The organism is Flavobacterium sp. SM2513, assembly GCF_050908145.1.
Classification (GTDB): Bacteria; Bacteroidota; Bacteroidia; order Flavobacteriales; family Flavobacteriaceae; genus Flavobacterium.
Genome location: NZ_CP194228.1, coordinates 792,710 through 813,794, shown reverse-complemented (window position 1 = coordinate 813,794; position 21,085 = coordinate 792,710). Strand labels below are relative to the sequence as shown.

The 21,085-nt window shown below is 36.0% G+C and carries 14 protein-coding genes; 9 read left to right on the top strand and 5 right to left on the bottom strand.

What is annotated here, in order from left to right; all coding sequences use genetic code 11:
* Positions 1-43 precede the first annotated feature (43 nt).
* From mscL to ACQ5J2_RS03160, 4 genes are all read right to left on the bottom strand, one after another.
* A complete protein-coding gene (gene mscL / locus ACQ5J2_RS03175; RefSeq protein WP_432672246.1) occupies positions 44-481 on the bottom strand; it encodes a large-conductance mechanosensitive channel protein MscL in 438 nt (145 codons plus the stop codon).
* A gap of 71 nt (positions 482-552) precedes the next feature.
* A complete protein-coding gene (locus tag ACQ5J2_RS03170; protein WP_432672245.1) occupies positions 553-3,030 on the bottom strand; it encodes a bifunctional UDP-N-acetylmuramoyl-tripeptide:D-alanyl-D-alanine ligase/alanine racemase in 2,478 nt (825 codons plus the stop codon).
* A 216-nt stretch (positions 3,031-3,246) separates the two neighbouring features.
* Positions 3,247-4,461: an erythromycin esterase family protein gene (locus ACQ5J2_RS03165; RefSeq protein ID WP_432672243.1), complete on the bottom strand. Its 1,215-nt coding sequence runs from the start codon at positions 4,459-4,461 to the stop codon at positions 3,247-3,249.
* A gap of 182 nt (positions 4,462-4,643) precedes the next feature.
* Complete coding sequence (locus tag ACQ5J2_RS03160; protein WP_432672241.1) at positions 4,644-5,237, bottom strand: thymidine kinase; 594 nt, start codon at positions 5,235-5,237, stop codon at positions 4,644-4,646.
* A 230-nt stretch (positions 5,238-5,467) separates the two neighbouring features.
* Between ACQ5J2_RS03160 and ACQ5J2_RS03155 the strand changes: the two genes are divergently transcribed.
* The 6 genes from ACQ5J2_RS03155 to ACQ5J2_RS03130 all read left to right on the top strand — a co-directional run bounded on the left by ACQ5J2_RS03155 (position 5,468) and on the right by ACQ5J2_RS03130 (position 10,060).
* Positions 5,468-6,415 (top strand): hypothetical protein, encoded by a 948-nt coding sequence (locus ACQ5J2_RS03155; protein WP_432672240.1) that lies wholly within the window; start codon positions 5,468-5,470, stop codon positions 6,413-6,415.
* Positions 6,416-7,093 (top strand): 16S rRNA (cytidine(1402)-2'-O)-methyltransferase, encoded by a 678-nt coding sequence (gene rsmI, locus ACQ5J2_RS03150; protein WP_432672239.1) that lies wholly within the window; start codon positions 6,416-6,418, stop codon positions 7,091-7,093.
* A gap of 9 nt (positions 7,094-7,102) precedes the next feature.
* Positions 7,103-7,525 (top strand): OsmC family protein, encoded by a 423-nt coding sequence (locus ACQ5J2_RS03145; protein ID WP_432672238.1) that lies wholly within the window; start codon positions 7,103-7,105, stop codon positions 7,523-7,525.
* A 3-nt stretch (positions 7,526-7,528) separates the two neighbouring features.
* Complete coding sequence (locus ACQ5J2_RS03140; RefSeq protein WP_432672236.1) at positions 7,529-7,876, top strand: HopJ type III effector protein; 348 nt, start codon at positions 7,529-7,531, stop codon at positions 7,874-7,876.
* 67 nt (positions 7,877-7,943) lie between these two features.
* The gene (gene recJ / locus ACQ5J2_RS03135) at positions 7,944-9,644 is read left to right on the top strand and encodes a single-stranded-DNA-specific exonuclease RecJ (protein ID WP_432672235.1); all 1,701 of its coding nucleotides are present in this window, start codon (positions 7,944-7,946) and stop codon (positions 9,642-9,644) included.
* Positions 9,645-9,703: 59 nt separating this feature from the next.
* Positions 9,704-10,060, top strand: a complete 357-nt coding sequence (locus tag ACQ5J2_RS03130; protein ID WP_432672233.1) for a hypothetical protein — start codon at positions 9,704-9,706, stop codon at positions 10,058-10,060.
* Here the strand turns inward: ACQ5J2_RS03130 and ACQ5J2_RS03125 are convergent.
* Positions 10,057-10,815, bottom strand: a complete 759-nt coding sequence (locus ACQ5J2_RS03125) for a UDP-2,3-diacylglucosamine diphosphatase (protein WP_432672232.1) — start codon at positions 10,813-10,815, stop codon at positions 10,057-10,059. The genes ACQ5J2_RS03130 and ACQ5J2_RS03125 overlap by 4 nt on opposite strands.
* Positions 10,816-11,036: 221 nt before the next feature.
* Between ACQ5J2_RS03125 and ACQ5J2_RS03120 the strand changes: the two genes are divergently transcribed.
* The 3 genes from ACQ5J2_RS03120 to ACQ5J2_RS03110 all read left to right on the top strand — a co-directional run bounded on the left by ACQ5J2_RS03120 (position 11,037) and on the right by ACQ5J2_RS03110 (position 20,920).
* Positions 11,037-18,038, top strand: a complete 7,002-nt coding sequence (locus ACQ5J2_RS03120) for a choice-of-anchor L domain-containing protein (protein ID WP_432672230.1) — start codon at positions 11,037-11,039, stop codon at positions 18,036-18,038.
* 68 nt (positions 18,039-18,106) lie between these two features.
* Positions 18,107-19,027 carry a PorP/SprF family type IX secretion system membrane protein gene (locus ACQ5J2_RS03115; RefSeq protein WP_432672229.1) on the top strand — a complete coding sequence of 307 codons (921 nt, stop codon included), beginning with the start codon at positions 18,107-18,109 and terminating at the stop codon, positions 19,025-19,027.
* Positions 19,028-19,045: 18 nt separating this feature from the next.
* Positions 19,046-20,920: an OmpA family protein gene (locus tag ACQ5J2_RS03110; RefSeq protein WP_432672228.1), complete on the top strand. Its 1,875-nt coding sequence runs from the start codon at positions 19,046-19,048 to the stop codon at positions 20,918-20,920.
* Positions 20,921-21,085: the final 165 nt, after the last annotated feature.

Here is a 21,085-nt window from a genome sequence, read left to right as displayed (position 1 = left end):
TGTTGACGGTTTAAGTTAGAATATATAAATGTAGCGGAGTGACTTATTTTCGGCTTTTCAATTCATCGCGAATTTCCATCAACAATTGTTCTTGTGTAGTTGGTCCTACTGGAGCTGCAGGAGTTTCTGCTTCTTTCTTTTTAGTTCTTTCGTAGGCTTTTAAAACCATGAATATACAGAAACCAATAATTACGAAGTCTAAAATAGTTTGAATAAACATTCCGTATTGCATAGCTACCTCTGCAATTGCTGGAGTAACTTCTACGTCGTTGTTCATAACAGCGGGTATACCTTCTTGTAATACAAGTTTCAGGTCTGTAAATTCTACATTTCCTAAAAGCATACCAATTGGTGGCATCAAAATGTCATTTGTAAACGAAGTTACAATCTTACCAAAAGCACCCCCTACAATTACAGCAGTTGCCAAAGTTACAATTTCGCCTTTCATCAAGAAGGCTTTAAAATCACTGATAAATCCCATAATTTTTCTGTTTTTGGTTAAATTTAAATTCTTATTATTGCTAAATTAAATAAAAATAGTGTGTTAAAACATTATTCTCGATAAAAAACACGTTTTACTCGTTGAGAGATACTCGTCAAAATTTCATACGGAATGGTATGGGTCTTTTCCGCAATCATTTTCACAGTTGGATTCTCACCAAAAATAACGACCGAATCACCTTCTGTACAAGGAATCGCTGTGCAATCTACCATCAACATGTCCATGCAAATACTGCCTAAAATGGGTGCTTTTTGATTTTTAATCATAACATACCCAATTTCATTTCCCCAACTTCTCGATATACCATCGGCATATCCTATCGGAATAGTGGCAATTTTAGTAGTCTTTTCGGCTATAAAACGACGACCATAACCCACACTTTCTCCCTTGTCAATCGTACGAATTTGAGAGATAACCGATTTCAGCGTACTCACATTTTCCAAGTATTTCTGCTCTTTATCGTCGTTAGAAATCCCGTAAAGTCCAATGCCTAACCGAACCATATCGTATTGGCTTTCGCCAAAATTAGAAATCCCCGAGGTATTCAAAATATGTCGAATCGGGTTAATGCCCAATTCATCCATGATTCTTTGCGAAAGTTTTTCAAATAATGCTATTTGCTCATGAGTAAAAGCTCTATTTTCTAAATCATCACTAGTGGCCAAATGCGACAAAATACTCTTCACTTTTATCGAAGGTGTGTTTTTCAACGTTTCAATTAAAACAGGCAAATCCCGTTCCTGAAAACCCAAACGATGCATTCCCGTATCAATTTTTAAATGAATAGGGTAGTGGTGCAATTCTTTCTGTTCGGCAATTTTCAAAAAAGCATTCAGCCCTTTCATACAATAGATTTCAGGTTCCAATTCATATTGAATAATGGAAGGAAAACTAGTGTTTTCAGGATTCAAAACCATAATTTTAGTTTTGATTCCCGATATTTTTAGCGAAATTCCTTCGTCTGCAAAAGCAACTCCTAAATAATCTACTTTCAGGTGCTCCAATAATTTTGCAATTTCAAAACCGCCATTTCCATATCCAAAAGCTTTCACCATGACCATTAACTTGGTAGTGGTTTTCAACTTGGTTTTAAAGTAACTCAAATTATGACTGATGGCGTTGAGGTTGATTTCCAATACCGTTTCGTGCGTCTTTTGTTCCAATAAAGTTACTATTTTTTCAAATTCAAACGAACGAGCTCCTTTAATCAATAAGGTTTCATTTTCAAAAGTCAAACTGTCAAAAGCCTCAATAAAATCATCCGTACTTTTGAAAGTACCACAGTTGACAAATTTGGTCTTATAATTAGAAATTGTCTCACCAATTCCAATTACCCGATGAATTTTATTAGCAATAACCAATTGCGAAACCCTTGCATAAAGCTCGTCATTACTCAATCCGCTCTGGAAAATATCCGACAAAATCAACGTTTTTTTCTTATGCTGTTTCTGACTTTCCAAGAAATCCAAAGCAATTTTCAAAGACTGAAAATCCGAACTGTAACTGTCGTCAATAATCGTTGTATTGTTGATGCCATTTTTGACTTTCAATCGCATTTCTACGGGATAAAGCAATTCCATCCGACTTTCAATAGTTGCAAACGAATAACCAAAATAAAGCAAAACCATCAAACACTGAATCGCATTTTCCACGGAAGCATCATCCAGAAAGGGTACTTTTAGGTCAAATGACTCCTTTTGATAATCTACCGTTAGATGTGTTTTGTCTAAAACCACACTTTTGCTGATAAAAACATCGGCTTCTTTGTCTTTAAAACTCCACGAAAATGTTTTTCCCTGTTCTTTCGTAAAAGGTGTAACGGCTAAAGCTATACAAGGCAAAAACTGTTCAATTGATTTATTTTTATGATAAATCAATACATCAACACCCTTAAAAAGCTGTAGTTTTTCCTTGATTTTTTCGCCAATATTAGCAAACCCTTCGTCATGAGCCGTACCAATATTGGTCAAAATTCCGATCGTAGGTTTAATTATTTTTTCTAAAGTTTGCATTTCGCCTAAGGTGGAAATTCCGGCTTCAAAAATACCTAAATTGTGCATTTTGTTAATAGCAAGAACGGAAAGAGGCACACCCACTTGCGAATTGTAACTTTTTGGACTTCGGATAATGTTGTAATCTGGACTTAAAAGGAAGTTGAGCCATTCCTTAACAATTGTTTTTCCGTTACTTCCTGTGATTCCGATTACCGGAAAATTAAATAAATTTCGGTAATAAGCTGCAAATTGTTGTAAGGCAATTTTTGTATTCGAAACGATATAAAATGTCGCTTTTCCTTCTAAATTTTCTGGAATATGTGTGACTACAAAATTCTGAACGCCTTTATCAATTAGTTCAGAAATATAGTCATGGGCATCATAATTTGAACCGCTTAACGCAAAAAACAAAGTTTGCGCATTATTTTGCATCGAACGACTGTCAATAGAAACTAAGTCAATTTCTGCAGATGAAATTGCACCGTGAATTTCGGCATTTATTTGAGGGATAATGTCTTGGAGGGAAATGGCCAAATTTATTTTTTATTTTTATTAATGTAGTATTTCAATTAAGGTAAATCTACTTACAAATATACTTAAATTGTTTTTGAACTCTGACGGAGTTTCAAGTTCTGTTAGCGTTATTGTTATACTATTTTTTTGAAAGATTAGAAGAAACGGATTGATGGATATTTATGTAAACTCTTTTAAAATGGGAAGTTAATATTTTGTGTTTTAATTATTGATTTATCATTTTAAATTAATGCTATTACTTACTTTTTTTATATAAATTAAACCATCAAACATATCATTAAATTTATCTCTAGCATAATTATATTTTAAATATTCCAGTACTAAACCATAAGCGCCAATAACTAAATAGTCTCTTTTTTGAGAAAGAAACTTGTTCATCAATATGTTTTTGTTTGCTGTTTCAAAATCTAAGTAAAAGACGTCGAGCTTAGTTTCGAATAAAAATTCTGAATTGGTATTTTTAATTGGTTTTTCAAGGATAACATTTGAATACTTATTTTCTTTTTGGTTAAAACTAAAAAAAGTTCCAATTCCAAATTCGAAACCAACGGCAAAGTATTTTTTTCCATATTTCTTTGAAAGATGATTTCCCATAGAAGGAACATTGTCTCTGAATAAATTTGTTTTTTTTATGTGTTCGTTGTGAGCCCAAACAAAAATTTTATCCTTTTTATTTTCATAAATATTGAAAACATTTTCAAACATAAATTGGTCTCTAACTTTCTGAATAGGGTTTTCTGAAAACGCTATGTAATGTAAAAGAGCTTCAGTTGCTTGAATTATTTCGTGACTTTGATTAATTCTTGCAAATAATTTAATTAACTCTTCTTGTTTGCTTTTTTTAGGGAACGTGGAATTAGAATAATAATCCAATAACTCAACTTCTTCTTTGTTTAGTTTAATGTTTTCATTCAAACATAATTTTTTAATGATAGTGTCAATTCCATAATTAAACATACTATCATTTCCATAAATGCTAATTTTTTCATTTTCAGGTTTTCCATCATTGTAGACCTTCATCCAAGAAATTACGTCAAACACTTCTTCTGTCTTCCAAATATCTTGTCTGAAATTTAATATCAAATCTTTTAAATTACCTTGTTTTCCGTGAATGTATTCATTGATAAAATAACAAGCGCCATAACTTTCTTCTAAAACGAATATTTTTACTTTTTTATTTAAAACTAAAAACTTAAAAAAGACAGTTTTGAATTCTGCAAATTCTTTATTGTGATGAGTTGCTTCCCCAAAACCATAAATATCAGCTTCTATTGTATTGAAGTTTGAATACTTAATAATGCTGTCAAATTCCTTAGATGAATAATGTAATAAATCTGTTGCGTTATTATTTATCCAAGAAACAACCTCTTTTTCTTGGGAAAAGGAAAAAGTAGAAATGATTAAGATAAAAAATTGTAAAGTAATTTTCATTTGTTCAAATTTCGTCAGAGTTATTACAATATTTCAAGTAAGATTAAAAGAAACCTAAAGATTGACATTAGCTCCGATTGAGGAAGTAGCTCTCGATTTTTTTCGGGATTAAAGCCGAAAGCGGGAAGATGAATTAAAAACGTGACTGCTTCTTACGTCGCAATGATGCAAATTATAAATTATTAAAATTGACCACTGTCCTTTTTCATCGCATGAAAATAAGCCGCACGACTCAAAGGCTCGTATTCTTCGGTTTCGCCAAGCATAACGAGTTTGTCACTGTCATTTTTCCGGAAACTGTAATTGGCCAGATTCCCGGTTCGGGTACAAACGGCGTGTACTTTAGTCACATATTCGGCGGTTGCCATTAAAGCAGGCATTGGGCCAAACGGGTTTCCTTTAAAATCCATGTCTAAACCAGCGACAATTACGCGAATTCCTGAATTGGCGAGGTCGTTACAAACCGAAATAATTTCATCATCGAAAAACTGAGCTTCATCAATACCGACTACATCGCAGCCCTGTGCCAAAAGTCGAATATTTGCAGCGGCAGGAACGGGTGTGGAACGAATTTCATTACTATCGTGCGAAACCACCATTTCGTCGTGGTAACGTGTGTCAACAGCAGGTTTGAAGATTTCGACCTTTTGTTTTGCAAATTGAGCACGCTTTAATCTACGGATGAGTTCCTCGGTTTTGCCGGAAAACATCGAACCGCATATTACCTCAATCCAGCCAAATTGTTCTTTATGATTTACTGTATTTTCGAGAAACATAGTGTATTTTTCTACCTTAAAAAGGATTCGTTTTTTTTACTTCTTATCGAAGTCAAACCGACATATATTTTTTACTTTTACATCGACGTTGTCAAAAGTAGAAAAATTTTCTGAAATCCGAGTTTTAGAAGCTTGATTTAAGAAAAGAAAACTTTTTTCTCAATATGAATTTCTATTTTAGGAAATAAACACCAAATTAAAACGACAGTATTCACTATAATTCAATAGTTATGAAAAGAAAGTTAGAGGCAGAACTGATTAGTATTGCACATCGGATTTTGAAAATTAAAAACAAATCAGAATTGGTACAATTGCAGCAAGAAACGTTGAAGTTGTATGAAAAAATTTCTGTTTTGCGTTTTGTAGAAGAAAACTTTAGTGAAGTGAAGCCAACTATCGGATACGCAAAAGCCGAAAAAGAAGTGGAAGCTATTTTTGATGCAGCAGAAAGTGTTGCAACTGAACCTTTAGATGAAAAAGAGCCTGAAGTAATTAAAACAGAAGTTGAAGTTAGTGATTTTCCTGCTGAAGATAATGCAGAAGAAGTTACTGTTGATGAAAATAGTGAAGACATAGAGGAGCCAACTGTAGCGGAAGAGGAGGAAATCGTAGAAGAAATCGTTGATGAAGAGCCAGAAACTATAGAGGAAGTTATTGCAGAAGAACCAGAAATCGAATTTGCACCACTATTTGAAATTTTGAAAGATGAACAACCTGAAATAATTTTGCCAAAACAAATTACTTTAGAAGATTTTTTAAGTGAGGGACATGTTGAGCCTATTTTTGTGAGAGCGGAACAATCATACACTAATGAAACGACTACAACTCAAACTGATCCCGAAGACCATAAAGAAACGGTGACTAAAGTGGAAGTTGTAGAGACCAAGAAAACAGAATTTGTAATTGACCATCACGAACCAAAAAGTGTTTCTTTGAATGATAGTTTGTCTAAAACAATCAACATTGGTTTGAACGACCGAATTGGTTTTGAAAAACACCTTTTTGGCGGGAGTAGTGAAGATCTAAATCGCGTTCTTTCGCAATTGAGCACTTTTTCTAGCTTTTCTGAAGCAGAAGAATTCGTTCAAGACATGGTTAAACCTGACTATAATAATTGGGCAGGAAAAGACGAATATGCAACACGTTTTATGGAAATCATTGAAAAAAAGTTTTCGTAAATGGGTAAATTATTCATTGTTCCCACACCAATAGGAAATTTAGAAGACATGACTTTCAGAGCAATTCGTGTACTGAAGGAAGCCGATTTGATTTTGGCGGAGGACACACGGACCAGCGGAAAGTTGCTCAAGCATTATGAGATTGGCACACACATGTACAGCCATCACATGCACAACGAACATAAAACAATTGACAGTTTAACTGCTCGTTTGCAAGCCGGAGAAACCATTGCGTTAATTTCTGATGCAGGAACTCCAGCGATTTCTGATCCGGGATTTTTATTGACAAGAGCTTGCGTGGAAAAAGGTGTTGAAGTGGAATGTTTGCCTGGTGCAACGGCTTTTGTTCCTGCTTTAGTGAACAGCGGATTACCAAACGATCGTTTTACATTCGAAGGTTTTTTGCCAGAGAAAAAAGGCCGTCAAACACGTTATTTGATTTTGGCTGATGAAGTTCGGACAATGATCATTTATGTTTCGCCTCATAAATTATTAAAGACATTGGCAGAATTTATAACTTATTTTGGCGAAGACCGACCAATTTGCGTTTCTAGAGAATTGTCTAAACTACACGAAGAAAATGTTCGTGGAACAGTTAGAGAAGTCTTGACTCATTTTGAAGCAAAAGCTCCGAAAGGGGAAATTGTGGTTGTGGTTGGAGGGAAAATTACTAAATAACTTAAATTTATGAGCACAACAACATCACATACAAAATGGTTAGGCGGATTGGCTTTTGAAAGCACCAATCCCGGAGGTACAGTAAGAATTGACGCTTCCGTCGAACAAGGAGGAACCGATTCTGGTTTGCGTCCAAAGGCAATGATGCTAAATTCACTTGCGGGATGTTCAGCAATGGACATCGCTAACCTGGTGGGTAAAATGCGTGCTGAAATTGACACATTTACCATTGATGCCGAAGGTGATTTGACCGATGCCGAAGTACAAACTTTTCATACCTTTCGAGTAACGTACAATTTCTACGGAGCAAATTTGGATGAAGCCAAATTAGAAAAGATTGTTCACATGTCCACTGATAAATATTGTGGCGTAATGGAAATGTTTCGAAGCTTTGCTAAAATCGAAATTTTTATCAAATATTTTCCTTCTTAATCTATGGGTATCACTTCTTTTTTAAAGCAATTGGAAAGCAATCATGAAAGCATTTCCTTTCAAGATACTATTGCAGTTATTGAGGCGAATTATACTTTTATACCCACGGCTTTTTCCAATGGAAATCAAATTAACAACGTTGGAGAAAACAATGGTTCTTGTAAAATTTTTGCTTTTGCAAAATTGAATCAGTTGGATAAATTGCAAACGTTAGCGTGTTTCGGAAGTTATTATTTTGAAGATGTTTTGCTAAATTCAGATGGAATTGACCATCATAATATTCGAAATTTTTTAGAATATGGTTGGGATGGAATTCATTTTGAGAATCAAGCGCTAACTCCAATAAAATAATTTTATTATTTGTCGTCCGCATTTTTATTTTGAGTATTTTTATATCTCAATTTAATTACCTGCCAAAATGCGTTGGAATCTAAAACCAAAACCCAGTCCTGAAAAGATTTCGACACTCGTCGAGTCTTTACAAATTTCACCAATGATTGCTGAATTATTGGTATCGCGAGGCATTGAAACCTTTGAAGATGCCCGACTTTTTTTCCGACCTTCTTTGTCTGATTTGTACGACCCGTATTTGATGAGAGATATGGATAAAGCGGTTGAGCGAATTGAAAAAGCAATACTTTCAGGCGAAAACATCATGGTTTTTGGCGATTATGATGTGGATGGAACTACGGCAGTTTCATTAGTTGCTTCTTATTTGAAAACCATTTATCCCAACATCACAACTTACATTCCAGACCGTTATGCAGAAGGTTACGGAATTTCTTTTATGGGAATTGATTATGCTGATGACAATTCTATTTCGCTAATTATTGCTTTAGATTGCGGGATTAAATCTATAAATCATGTGGCCTACGCCAAACAAAAAAATATAGACTTTATCATTTGTGACCACCACCGTCCAGGCGAAACTATTCCTGATGCCGTTGCTGTTTTAGACCCAAAAAGAACCGATTGCGATTATCCGTACGACGAATTGTGTGGTTGCGGTATTGGTTTCAAATTAATTCAAGCTTTGGGAATGAATCGTTCGCAAACTACGGAAGATTTGGTCGAATATTTAGATTTAGTGGCAACTGCAATTGCTGCAGATATTGTTCCGATGACGGGTGAAAATCGGATTTTAGCAAAGTTTGGATTGGCAGTAATTAACTCTAATCCACGACCGGGAATTAAAGCATTAATTCATCAAGTCAAAAAAGAAGTGCTGACCATTACTGATGTTGTATTCATAATTGCACCTCGAATTAATGCGGCTGGAAGAATTAAACACGGCAATCATGCGGTGGAATTGTTATCAGAATTTGATTTTGAACAAGCGATGGAATTTGCAAGAGAAATTGAACTATACAATTCGGAACGAAAAGAATTGGACAAACAAATAACCGTTGAAGCATTAAATCAGATTATAGAAAATCAAGAAAAAGACAAATTTTCAACAGTGGTTTATCAGGACAATTGGCACAAAGGCGTTATTGGGATTGTGGCTTCTCGGTTGATAGAAACCTATTACAGACCCACTTTGGTTTTTACCAAAAGTGGTGAAAAATTGGCAGCTTCGGCACGTTCCGTTTATGGATTTGATGTTTATAACGCTTTGGAAGCGTGTTCAGAACATTTGGAACAATTCGGCGGCCACATGTATGCGGCTGGAATGACTTTGGCCGAGGAAAATTATGATAAGTTCAAGAATGCTTTTGAAAATCAAGTTAAAAAAACTATTTTAGAAGAACAACGCGAACCTCGAATTAATATCGATATGGAAGTGAATTTTGCTGATATTGATGAGAAAACCATTCGTATTTTGAAACAGTTTGAGCCTTTTGGACCTCAGAATATGCATCCTGTTTTTGTTACAAAAAAGGTTTTTGATACGGGTTATGGAAAACCGATGGGTTTAAATGATGAGCATTTAAGACTTTTCGTAAAACAAAACAATTCTACGGGATTGGCGGCAATTGGTTTTGGATTGGGGAAAAAGTACAGTTTGGTGGTAAATCGAAAGCGGATTGACATTATTTACAGCATAGATGAAAATGAATGGAATGGCAAAACTACGCTTCAGTTGAATTTAAAGGACCTTCGAGAAAGCCAACTTTAACTTTTTTATTTAGAATTAATATAAATAATTAAATTATATTTGTTTCCAAAGAATAGGAAATGAGTATAACGACACAGATTTACGGAAATGATTTTGGAATGGCTTTTTATTGGAACCGAAAAGACGCTGTGCAAAGGGATAAAATTCAATTGGTTTTTAAGGAAACAGGATTTAATTTGACGTTTTCAGAACTAGAAAAATTTGCTTTACTGATTTCTGAAAGTCAGTCACGAACCAATTGTTGCAAGGATTGTAAATTGAAAAATCAATGCAATCGTTTATTACTACAAACACCTGCAAAACAGATTGATTTGGCAGTTTCCATTGAAGAATTAGAAGGAATTCAGGATTTGGTAGATGGAACTCTATTTAAAATAAAAGTACAAAACTATATTTTTGGAGCAGGGAGAAACTAATTCTTGAATTCTTTCAATTCGAATTTTTCTCCATCGAAAACGCCGTACGTAAAGTATCCAATCCAATCACCTAAATTAATGTATTCTGAATTGGGACCTACTTCAATTTGCATCGGAAGGTGGCGGTGACCAAAAACAAAATAATTATAATGTGTGGTTTCGAGTTTTCGCTTGGCATATAAAACCAACCATTCTTTTTCCTCTCCTAAATAAATTACATCTTCGTTTCCAGAAATAAGCTTGTTTTTCACGGATAAATATTGGGCTAATTTCATTCCAATATCTGGATGAAGCCATCTGTAAAGCCATTTCGAAAAAGGAGCGGTGAATACTTTTTTCATTCGCTTATAACCTTTATCTCCTGGACCTTTTCCATCACCGTGACCAATTAAGAAGGTTTTGTTCCCAAAGGTAAATTCCTTATTATCGTGATACGTGGGTATATTGAGTTCTTTTTCAAAATAATCAGCCATCCATAAATCGTGGTTTCCTACAAAGAAATAGATTGGAATACCGCTGTCTCGAAGTTCTGCTAATTTTCCTAAAACCCGAATAAAGCCTTTTGGAACAACGGTTTTATATTCAAACCAAAAATCAAACAAATCGCCTAAAAGAAAGATAGTTTCGGCATCACTTTTAATTTCGTCAAGCCATCGAACGAACTTTTGTTCCCGTGGAAAACTTAGTTCAGTTGTTGGTGCGCCAAAATGTTGGTCGGAGGCGAAATATATTTTTTTTGAGTTGGTTGAGGACATGTTCTATTTTAAAAATTCAAAGATAGTAAATCTAAGCAAATAATTATTTTCAGTAAATCCGAGGTGTAAAATACTTGGCAAAAACAGCCATTTTTTGAATATCACATTTAAGTACTAATTAGTTAAATTGATTTTTTTTGTGGTATTATTCTTAATTTTTGTTAAATTTGGAATCCCTTATTACTGGGTAACTATATCAAACAACCTAAATTTTTCATTCTATGAAGAAAATTACACTCTTATTACTCACGATTTTATATTCTATCGTAGGGTATTCACAGTTCCCAGAGAACTTTGAAGATCCGTCGGTAACTGTTCCTACCGGATTTCCGGCGGGGTGGATAGTAACCGATAACTTAGTTGGAACCACAACAAGTTGGAACATTGTTAGTAACGCTTCACTTCTTATCAATGGTACGAAGTCAGCTTACATCAACCGACAAGAAATTGGAATGGGAAACACATCCGAGGACTGGTTAATTAGTCCATCGACTGTAATTCCTACCAATGGACAACTGCGATTTTTTACGCGACAGTCACTTCCGGGAGACGATGGAACGCTTTATCAAATTCGAATATATTCAGGAACTTCGCAAACTGATTTAGCTTCCTACATTCTTTTAGAGCAATGGACAGAAACAGAATTGAATGCGAATTATAATGTACCAGAAGAAAAGGTAGTAGATTTTCCTGCGGCATCGCCAGGCACTTTCATAGCATTTGTTCGTGTTTATACGCAGCCAACTGCAGCTCAAGGAGGAGACCGTTGGGTAATTGACGATATTAATGTTGTTCAAAAATGTTTGACACCAACATCATTAAATGCTAATAATATTGCAGCAACTCAAGCAAATCTGTTTTGGAATGCCCCAGTTGGAGGAGCTGCCGGTTATCAAATAGAAGTTATAGAAGCTTCACAATCAGCTACAGGAACAGTAACTGATTCTAATGTAACCGTTAATTATTTAAAGACGGGATTGACACAAAATACAAATTATAAATACTATGTCCGTTCGGATTGTGGCGATGGTAACTTTAGTGAATGGGTTGGACCTTTTAATTTCCAGACGCTAGCCATCGGAACTGCCTGTGCAGATCCCATTATTGTACCTAGTTTACCTTTTCAGACGATAAATAATACGGGTAATTTTGGAAATACTTTAGCAGGCCCTCAGTTGTCTTCTTGTATTGCAGGAGGAACAAACTATCAATCGGGTAACGATGTTTTTTATAGTTATACTGCAGCTGAAGACTGTTTGGTTAGTTTTACATTAGATCCTACAGAAACAAAATCTTCAATGTTTATTTATCCAAGTTGTGCTGGAATTACAGGAGCTTGTTTAGAAGCAATTGGAAATACAACAAGTAATGTTAGAGTTATTAATTTGAATGTAGTTGCAAATACTACTTATATTATTGTAATTTCTTCCAATTCAGCATCACCCACTATAGCCTATAACTTATTAATTCAATGTGAAGCTTGTTTAGACAAGCCTATTGCACCAACGGTTTCGAATATCACCTTAACAGGAGCTGATTTAGCATGGACTCCGCCTGCAGCTGCCGTTGCTGGATATGAAGTTGCGGTGCAAGCTCAAGGAGTTGGAGTGCCAACTGGTGTAGGACAATATAATTCAGCAACACCAAATTTTCAATTAACTACACAATTAAATCCAGCTACCTTGTACGAATATTGGGTGCGTTCGGAGTGTTCTCCAGGTGTATTTAGTGCATGGGTTGGTCCAGTTTTGTTTAACACACAGATTTGTGCACCAGCAGACCAATGTACTTATATTTTTAGAATGACTGATTCAGCTAATAACGGTTGGAATGGTGCAAGAATGCAGGTGCGTCAAAATGGAATTGTTGTAGCAACCATAGGTAGTACTTATAATTCGGGTGCAGGACCAGTGGATGTTCCAGTTACAGTTTGTGACGGGATACCGTTTGATGTCTTTTTCAGTGTGCCGGGAAGCCAGCCACAACAATGTATTATTTCGGTAGTAAATTCATTTGGACAAACGATTCAAACAATTGCAGGAACATCTGCTACAGTGGGAACTTCAATTTATACGGGAACGGTAAATTGTGATACACCACAATGTAATTTAGCTCCAACGAATGTAACGATTACAAATATTGCAACATCAGCAGCTACCATTAATTGGGTTGCTCCAGGTACTGAAGGCGTGGGCTATGATATTTATCTCGTTACAGCAGGAAGCCCTGTGCCAAATAACGCTACTCTTCCTACATTTTCTGGAGTAAATGGTCCGGCGGCACCATTTTTCTACACTATTGCTCCAAACACATTACTTGCAGATACCAATTATGATGTATATGTAAGAGTACAATGTGCTGATCCTGGAAATTCACCATGGTCGGGAGTAAAAACTTTTAAGACATTACCAACTTGTCCAAAACCAACGGTTCAAACGGTAACAGGAATTACTACGAATTCAGCAACCTTAGGATGGACACCAGGAGCTGGAGAAACGCAATGGGAAGTTTTATTATTAGCTGCACCAGATGCAATTTCACCTGCAGCACCAGGAATTATACCAGATGTAGGAGCGAATGATTTTTATATTCAGAATATTACTGGAACGCCAATTATTGTACAAACTTTAACCCAAGCATTAAACCCGGCTACCATCTATTACTATTATGTAAGAGCGGTGTGTCAACCTGGGGATGATGCGAGTACTTGGACAGGGCCATTTATTTTTAATACCATCACTTGTGATGCCACAGAAAAATGTACCTACAGATTCTTATTAACAAATACAACTAATAACAATTGGAACTTTGGACGAATGGAAGTTCGTCAAAACGGAATTGTAGTGGCTACTTTAGGAACTGGCGGAGTTAACAATCCAAATGGTATTCCGGTTTCAATATGTAACAACGTTCCGTTTGATTTGTTTTGGAGTATTGCCGGAAACTTACCTGAAGGAATAGGAGTAACGGTAATTAATTCTTTTAATGACATTATTTATACAAAGTTACCAGGAGCTGGAACACCATTAACGGTATTGTTTTCTGATTTAACATTAGGAAATTGTGAACCACCTACATGTCCAAAACCAGTTGATTTATTAGTTACTTCAGTAACGCAGACTTCTGCTACTTTAAGTTGGACAGAAACTGGTTCAGCAATACAATGGGAGGTTTTTGCCGTTGTAGAAGGTGGCACACCTCCAGTAAATGGAACGCCTTTAAATACAGGAATAGCAGGATATTCAATTGCAAATTCAAATTTAGGTTACATAATATCAAATTTACTTCCAGGAACACAGTATCAGTATTATGTTCGTGCTATTTGTTCTGAAACAGATAGAAGTACTTGGACTATTTTGAATCCCGCATCATTTATCACAAAACCTGCTAATGACGAATGTTCAGAAGCAATTGTTGTTCCTGTAAATCCAACTCGAATTTGTGCAGATTCAATAAGTGGAAATACACTAGGAGGAACAGGTTCTGTAGAAACATCAAATTGTCCTGGTAACGAAAATGACGATGTATGGTATAGTTTTGTTGCGACAAATACGTTTCATATCATCACGTTAAGTGATGTTGTAGGAACTAGTATTCGTTATGCAGTTTATAATGGAACTGACTGTGGAGCTTTAAATCAAATTTATTGCAGTCCAGCGAATCCAACTACTAATATTCTTGGAGGTTTAGTTGTAGATGAAACCTATAAAATACGTGTTTATACAAATGGAAGTAATCCAACTCAGTTTGCTTCATTCACATTATGTATAACTACTCCAGCACCTATAACGAATGACGAATGTGCAACTGCAATTCCTGCAGTAGTAAATGCAGGATTAGATTGCGTCCAAGTTACTGCAGGATCTGTTACAGGAGCTACAGCATCTGCACAATCTAGTACTTGCGCAGGAAATGAAGATGACGACGTTTGGTTTAGCTTTGTAGCAACAAGTCCTACACACATTATTACTTTCCAAGATATCGTAGGAACTGCAACAGATTTAAATAGTTCATTGTATTCTGGTGATGAATGTGGTAATTTAACATTCATTTCCTGTAACAACAATGATCAAACTTTAGTAAATAACTTAGTTGCAGGTACAACTTATAAAATCAGAGTATGGTCGGCTTCAAGTCAATTAGAAGACATACAATTCAATTTATGTATCGGAAGTATTGTGCCTCCAATTACGGTAAATACTACTCAGTATACCAATCAAGAATTGGTAACAGATGTATTGATTAAATCTACATGTGCTACTGTATCAAATATTAATTGGTCAACAGGTACAGGTGCAAATAATGGTATCGGATATTTTAACAAGAGTGAATCTGATTTTGCATTTGAAGATGGTATTGTATTAGTATCAGGTAGTGCCGTATCAGTTCCAGGTCCAAATACTAATATTCTTTCAGGTGGAGGTTTAGGAGGAGATGCTGATTTATCAGCAATTTTAGCGGCTCAGACACCACCTGTAACAGGTACATTAAATAATGCAACTTCTTTAGAGTTTAATTTCGTAGCGATAAATCCTATCATTGAATTTGAATTTATGTTTGCTTCTGAAGAATATGGTACATTTCAATGCGGATTTAGTGATGCTTTTGCTTTTATTCTTACCGATATAACAGCGGGAACACCAGCGGTAAATTTAGCGGTAATACCAAATACAAATATACCAGTTACAGTTTACAATATTAGAGATTCGCAATACAATGCGAATTGTTCGTCAGAAAATGAAGATTTATTTGGTAACTATTATGCCAATCCCTCAGGAGTATTGGGAGCTCCAATAAATTTTAATGGAATTACAGTTCCAATGATGGCAACCTCTCCAGTAACTCCTGGAAACACTTATCGTATTAAAATGGTTATTGCAGATATAAATGATGGTTCTTATGACTCTGCAGTATTCTTAAAAGGAGATAGTTTTGACATCGGAAATATAGAATTGCCCGAGGATTACTTAATTGCTGACGGAACTGCACTTTGTTTAGGTGAAGATGTTATTTTAGATTCTCAGTTAGATCCAACTTTGTATGATATCCAATGGTATAATGGTGAAACTTTAATTCCTGGCGCAACAGGTCCTGCTTTGACTGTAACAGAATCAGGTACGTACTATATTCATGCATCTTATGTAGGAACAACTTGTGTAACTATTGATTCAATAGTTGTAGAGTATTTTGTTGATGAGGTTGCACTTGATCCAGCAGATTTAGTTTTATGTGATGCTTCTGGACAAGGAGTATTTGATTTAACTTCTGCAAGAGATGAAGTTCTTTCTGTTTTTCCTACAGATACACATGATGTAGTTTATTTCCTAACGGAAGAAGATGCTCAAAATAATGTTATTGCCAATGCGTTAACACAAGCTCAAGCTGAAGTTTTTGCAGGAGTCGATGGACAAGAAATTTGGGTAAGAGTTAATTTCTTAACAACTAATTGTTTCCAAGTGGTATCGTTTAATTTAGTGGTACAGGACTTAACTCCACTATTTACTTTAAGTGGAAGTTTGGAAATTTGTCCAGAAGGAACAACAACGATTACAGTTGTTCCAACAGATAATAGTTTTGATGTTAATTTAGTTACTTATGAATGGACATTCAATACAGATGTTATACCAACAGAAACAGCAAGTTCATTAGCAATTGCAGGTGATACGGGTTACGGAACATATACGGTAACGGTTAATAATTCAGGTTGTACTACTACAGAAACTTTTGAGATTGTACCATCAACCATAGTGTATGAAGTTACTTTTGAAGGAACTGCAATGCTGTGTCCAGAGGAAACAGGAACACTTACTGCAACAGTTACTAACAATACTGAGAATTTAGCAGTAACATATACATTTACACTTCCTGATGCAAGTGAAGTTGTTTCAACAAATAATGTGTTGCCAATTTCTGAAATTGGAATTTATACTGTGGAAGTTGATATTTTAGGTTGTACGTCAACTCAAACATTTGAGGTTATGGAATCGGATGTTGTTTGGGATATAACTTTTGAAGGAACTGCAATGCTATGTCCAGAGGAAACAGGAACACTTACTGCAACAGTTACTAACAATACTGAGAATTTAGCAGTAACGTATACATTTACACTTCCGGATGCAAGTGAAGTTGTTTCAACAAATAATGTGTTGCCAATTTCTGAAATTGGAATTTATACTGTGGAAGTTGATATTTTAGGTTGTACGACTACACAAACATTTGAAGTTATGGCTTCTGATGTGGTTTGGGATGTTACTTTTAATGGTTCAGCAACTTTATGTCCGGATGAGTCTGGAACACTTACTGCAACAGTTAACAATAATACACAAAATGCTACAGTAACGTATACATTTACGCTTCCAGATGCAAGTGAAGTTGTTTCAACGAACAATGTGTTACCAATTAATGATACAGGAGTTTATACATTAGTAATAAGTATTTTAGGTTGCGAAAGTGCTCCAGTAACATTCACTGTTGCACCAAGTGTTGCAGACTGGCAAGTGGCATTTGTTGGAGAACCTTACGTAATTTGCGAAGGCGAATCTACTACATTAGCTTTTACAGCAAGTAACTTTGATATTGATGACGCAAATGCAACTTACGCTTGGGCTTCTCCAGCAGGAGTTACGGGTGTAGGTAAAACGTTCTCTACAAATGAGATTGGTACTCATACTTTATCAGTGAATATCTTCGGATGTATCTCAACTTTTAATGTTGAAGTAGCGGTTAATAATTTAGCAATCGATATTGATTTCACCCAAGGCTGTGAGAACAACTTATACCGTTTAGTAGCTATTCCATTCAACGACAGTTTTGATGTTGCGACTTCTACCTTTGTATGGACGGGACCAACAGTAGTATCAACAGACCAAGCCAATGCGATAGTATTGGGAAGCAATGGAGTTTACACGGTAAAGGTAACCAACAGTCAAGGCTGTAGTGCTACAGAAACCATTACTGTAAACAATGTATCATGTGTGATTCAGAAAGGAATTTCACCAAACAATGATGGCGACAATGATGTATTTGATTTAAGTGCTTTAAACGTAAAAGAGTTGTTTATTTACAACCGTTACGGAACAGAGGTTTACAACTTTCCAAATTACACGGATCAGTGGGGCGGTCAATCAAGTGGAGGCAAAGAATTGCCAGATGGCACTTACTTTTACATGATTCATACTGTAGCAGGGGAGAACATTAGCGGATGGATTTACATTAACAGATAAACAGGAGATTATAACATACTGCCTGAAGGAATTCGGGCAGTATTTTACAAATAAAATAACACAAGGATATGAATAAAATATACGTAGCCGTACTAATTGCCGTAGTCACATTATTTGAGGCTAATGCCCAACAAGACCCACATTATACCCAGTACATGTATAATATGAACGTGATTAACCCGGCTTATGCAGGATCAAAGGAAAACCTTTCTTTTGGACTTTTGTACCGCAAACAATGGGTTGACATCGAAGGAGCCCCATCCACCTTTACCTTTTCCGGACATACACCAGCAGGTAAGAATGTCGGAATTGGACTCTCAGTTATCGCTGATGAAATAGGACCAGTAAAAGAACAAAACGTATACGGAGATTTCTCCTATACATTAAATCTAGGAGGCGAACACAAACTAGCTTTAGGACTTAAAGCCGGAGCTACGTTCCAGAAAATCGGTTTATTTAGTGAAATCTCCTCTACACTTCCCGTTCCAAGCGACGGAGGATTTAGCGAAGACACGAGTAACACCTATTTCAACTTAGGAACCGGTCTTTTTTACTATACCGATAAATACTATGTAGCCTTATCTGTACCCAACATGATAAAAGCAAACTATTTAGATTATAACGGTGTGAAATACGGAACAGAAACCCAGCACTATTTCCTAACAGGGGGATATGTGTTTGACTTAACACCCAACTTGAAATTCAAACCCTTTGCGATGTTGAAATCAGCATTCAACTCACCAAGCTCATTGGATGTATCAGCAAACTTTTTATTCAACGAGAAATTTGAAATAGGTGGAACCTACCGTGTAGACGACAGTTTTGGAGGAATGGTAAACTTTGCTATTACACCAAGTCTGAGAATCGGATATGCTTATGACCATATTGTTTCGGAAATCAAAACAGTTGCACCCTCTTCACACGAGATTATCGTGTTATTTGATGTAAACTTCCCGAAAAAAGTTTCACGTTCACCACGATTTTTCTAACATAAAAGCACTCACATAATGAAAAGACTCTATATTCTATTAAGCTGTGTGTTAGTAAGCACTACAACCTTAAACGCACAAAATAAGAAAACCGAAAGCGCGGACAAACTCTTCCAACAATTTGAGTATGTAGACGCGGCAAAGGAATACCTAAAGTTAGTAGACAAAGGTCAGAAAGACCCGTACATCTACAAACAATTGGCAGACGCTTATTACAACATGTACAACCCCGAAGAAGCAGCCAAATGGTATGCGATGGTAGTGAAAAGCCCACAAGAGGCAGAAACCTACTTTCGCTATGCACAAATGCTAAAAGCCACGGGTAAATACGAAGAAGCCAACAAGCAAATGGCCGCTTTTGCAAAAAAAGCACCAAGCGACCATAGAGCCAAAGACTTCAACCAAAATCCGAACTACTTGCCGAAATTGTTGAACAAACAAAAAGCATTCAACGTAAAAGCATTAGAGATTAACAGCGAAGGAAGTGACTTTGGAGCGATGTTGACAAATGACAACACGTTATATTTCACCTCTTCAAGAAACAAAAGCAAACGTACCGACGGATGGAACGACGAGCCGTATTTAGACATCTACAAATCGACATGGAATGAGGATAAAACCTTCAGCAAACCCGAAGAAGTAGCCGAACTAAACACCAAATGGCACGACGGACCAGCAACCATTAGCAATGACGGAAACACGATGTACTTCTCAAGAGATTCACACGGAGAAAAAGAATACGAGAAAGACAAAAAGTTGAACACTAAATTTGGACAAGTATTTTTATACAAAGCAACCAAAGAAGGCAATACTTGGGGTAATGTAAAATCGTTACCATTCAACAACAAAGACTATTCTAACAGTAGTCCGAGTTTGAGTAAAGATGGAAAGACCTTGTACTTTAGTTCAAACATGCCCGGTTCAGTAGGAGAAACAGACATTTGGAAAGTAGCAGTAAACAGCGACGGAACATATGGTAAACCAGAGAACATGGGAACTAAAATCAATACTGAGGGGAAAGAACAATTTCCACAAATCACGGATGATAATGTATTGTACTTCTCATCAAATGGTCACATCGGACTAGGAGGATTAGACGTTTACATGGTAGATTTGAAAACGAATAACCAAATAGAGAACGTTGGAAAACCAGTGAACAGTGAGAAAGACGACTTCGCATTTAGTTTCAACGTAACAAAAAACGCAGGATTCTTTTCAAGTAACAGAACAGGAGTTGACAATATGTATTGGGCAAACCCGGTATGTGGCGTAGAAGCGATGATTGTGGTTACTGATGCAAAAACAGGAGCACTATTATCAAATGCGAGAGTGGCTATCTTAGATGCAAAGAAAAACGTATTGGAAACGCAAACAACATCTGCTAACGGAGAGATTATGTTTCCTGTAGATTGTATGATTCCTTACAGCATTCAAGCAGCAAAGGATGGTTATGAAAGCGGTGTATTCTCAATAGCTGCGACTAATGGTGGTAAATTGAAAGTTAGTGCAGCATTGAACCCAATAGATGTGATTGTAACCGAAAAGGAAGTTATTTTGAAAGAAATTTTCTTTGAATTCAACAAAGCGAACATCACGGCTGAAGGAGCATTTGAATTGGATAAATTAGTTCAAGTGATGAAAGCCAATGAGAACCTTGTTATCATGGCAAAAGCCCACACGGATAACAGAGGTACTGATAAATACAACATGGATTTATCAGACAGACGTGCGAAAGCAACGGTTCAGTATGTAATCTCGAAAGGTATTGATAAAGCCAGAATTACTGGAAAAGGATACGGAGAAAGCGAGCCTAAAGTAGACTGTAAAGAAGCTTGTACGGAAGAAGAACATGCTATGAACAGACGTAGTGAGTTCTTGATTGTGAAGAAGTAATTTACAACCGTTTTGTATACAATAAACCCCTGAAGTGAACGCTTCAGGGGTTTTTGGTTTTATTATATCTATTGTTCTATTTATTAAGGGGTTATGTTTCCAGCGAAGAGTTTCTAAACCACGCTTTTAGCGTCATCAATCACCTTAGAAGCCTCATCGACCAGA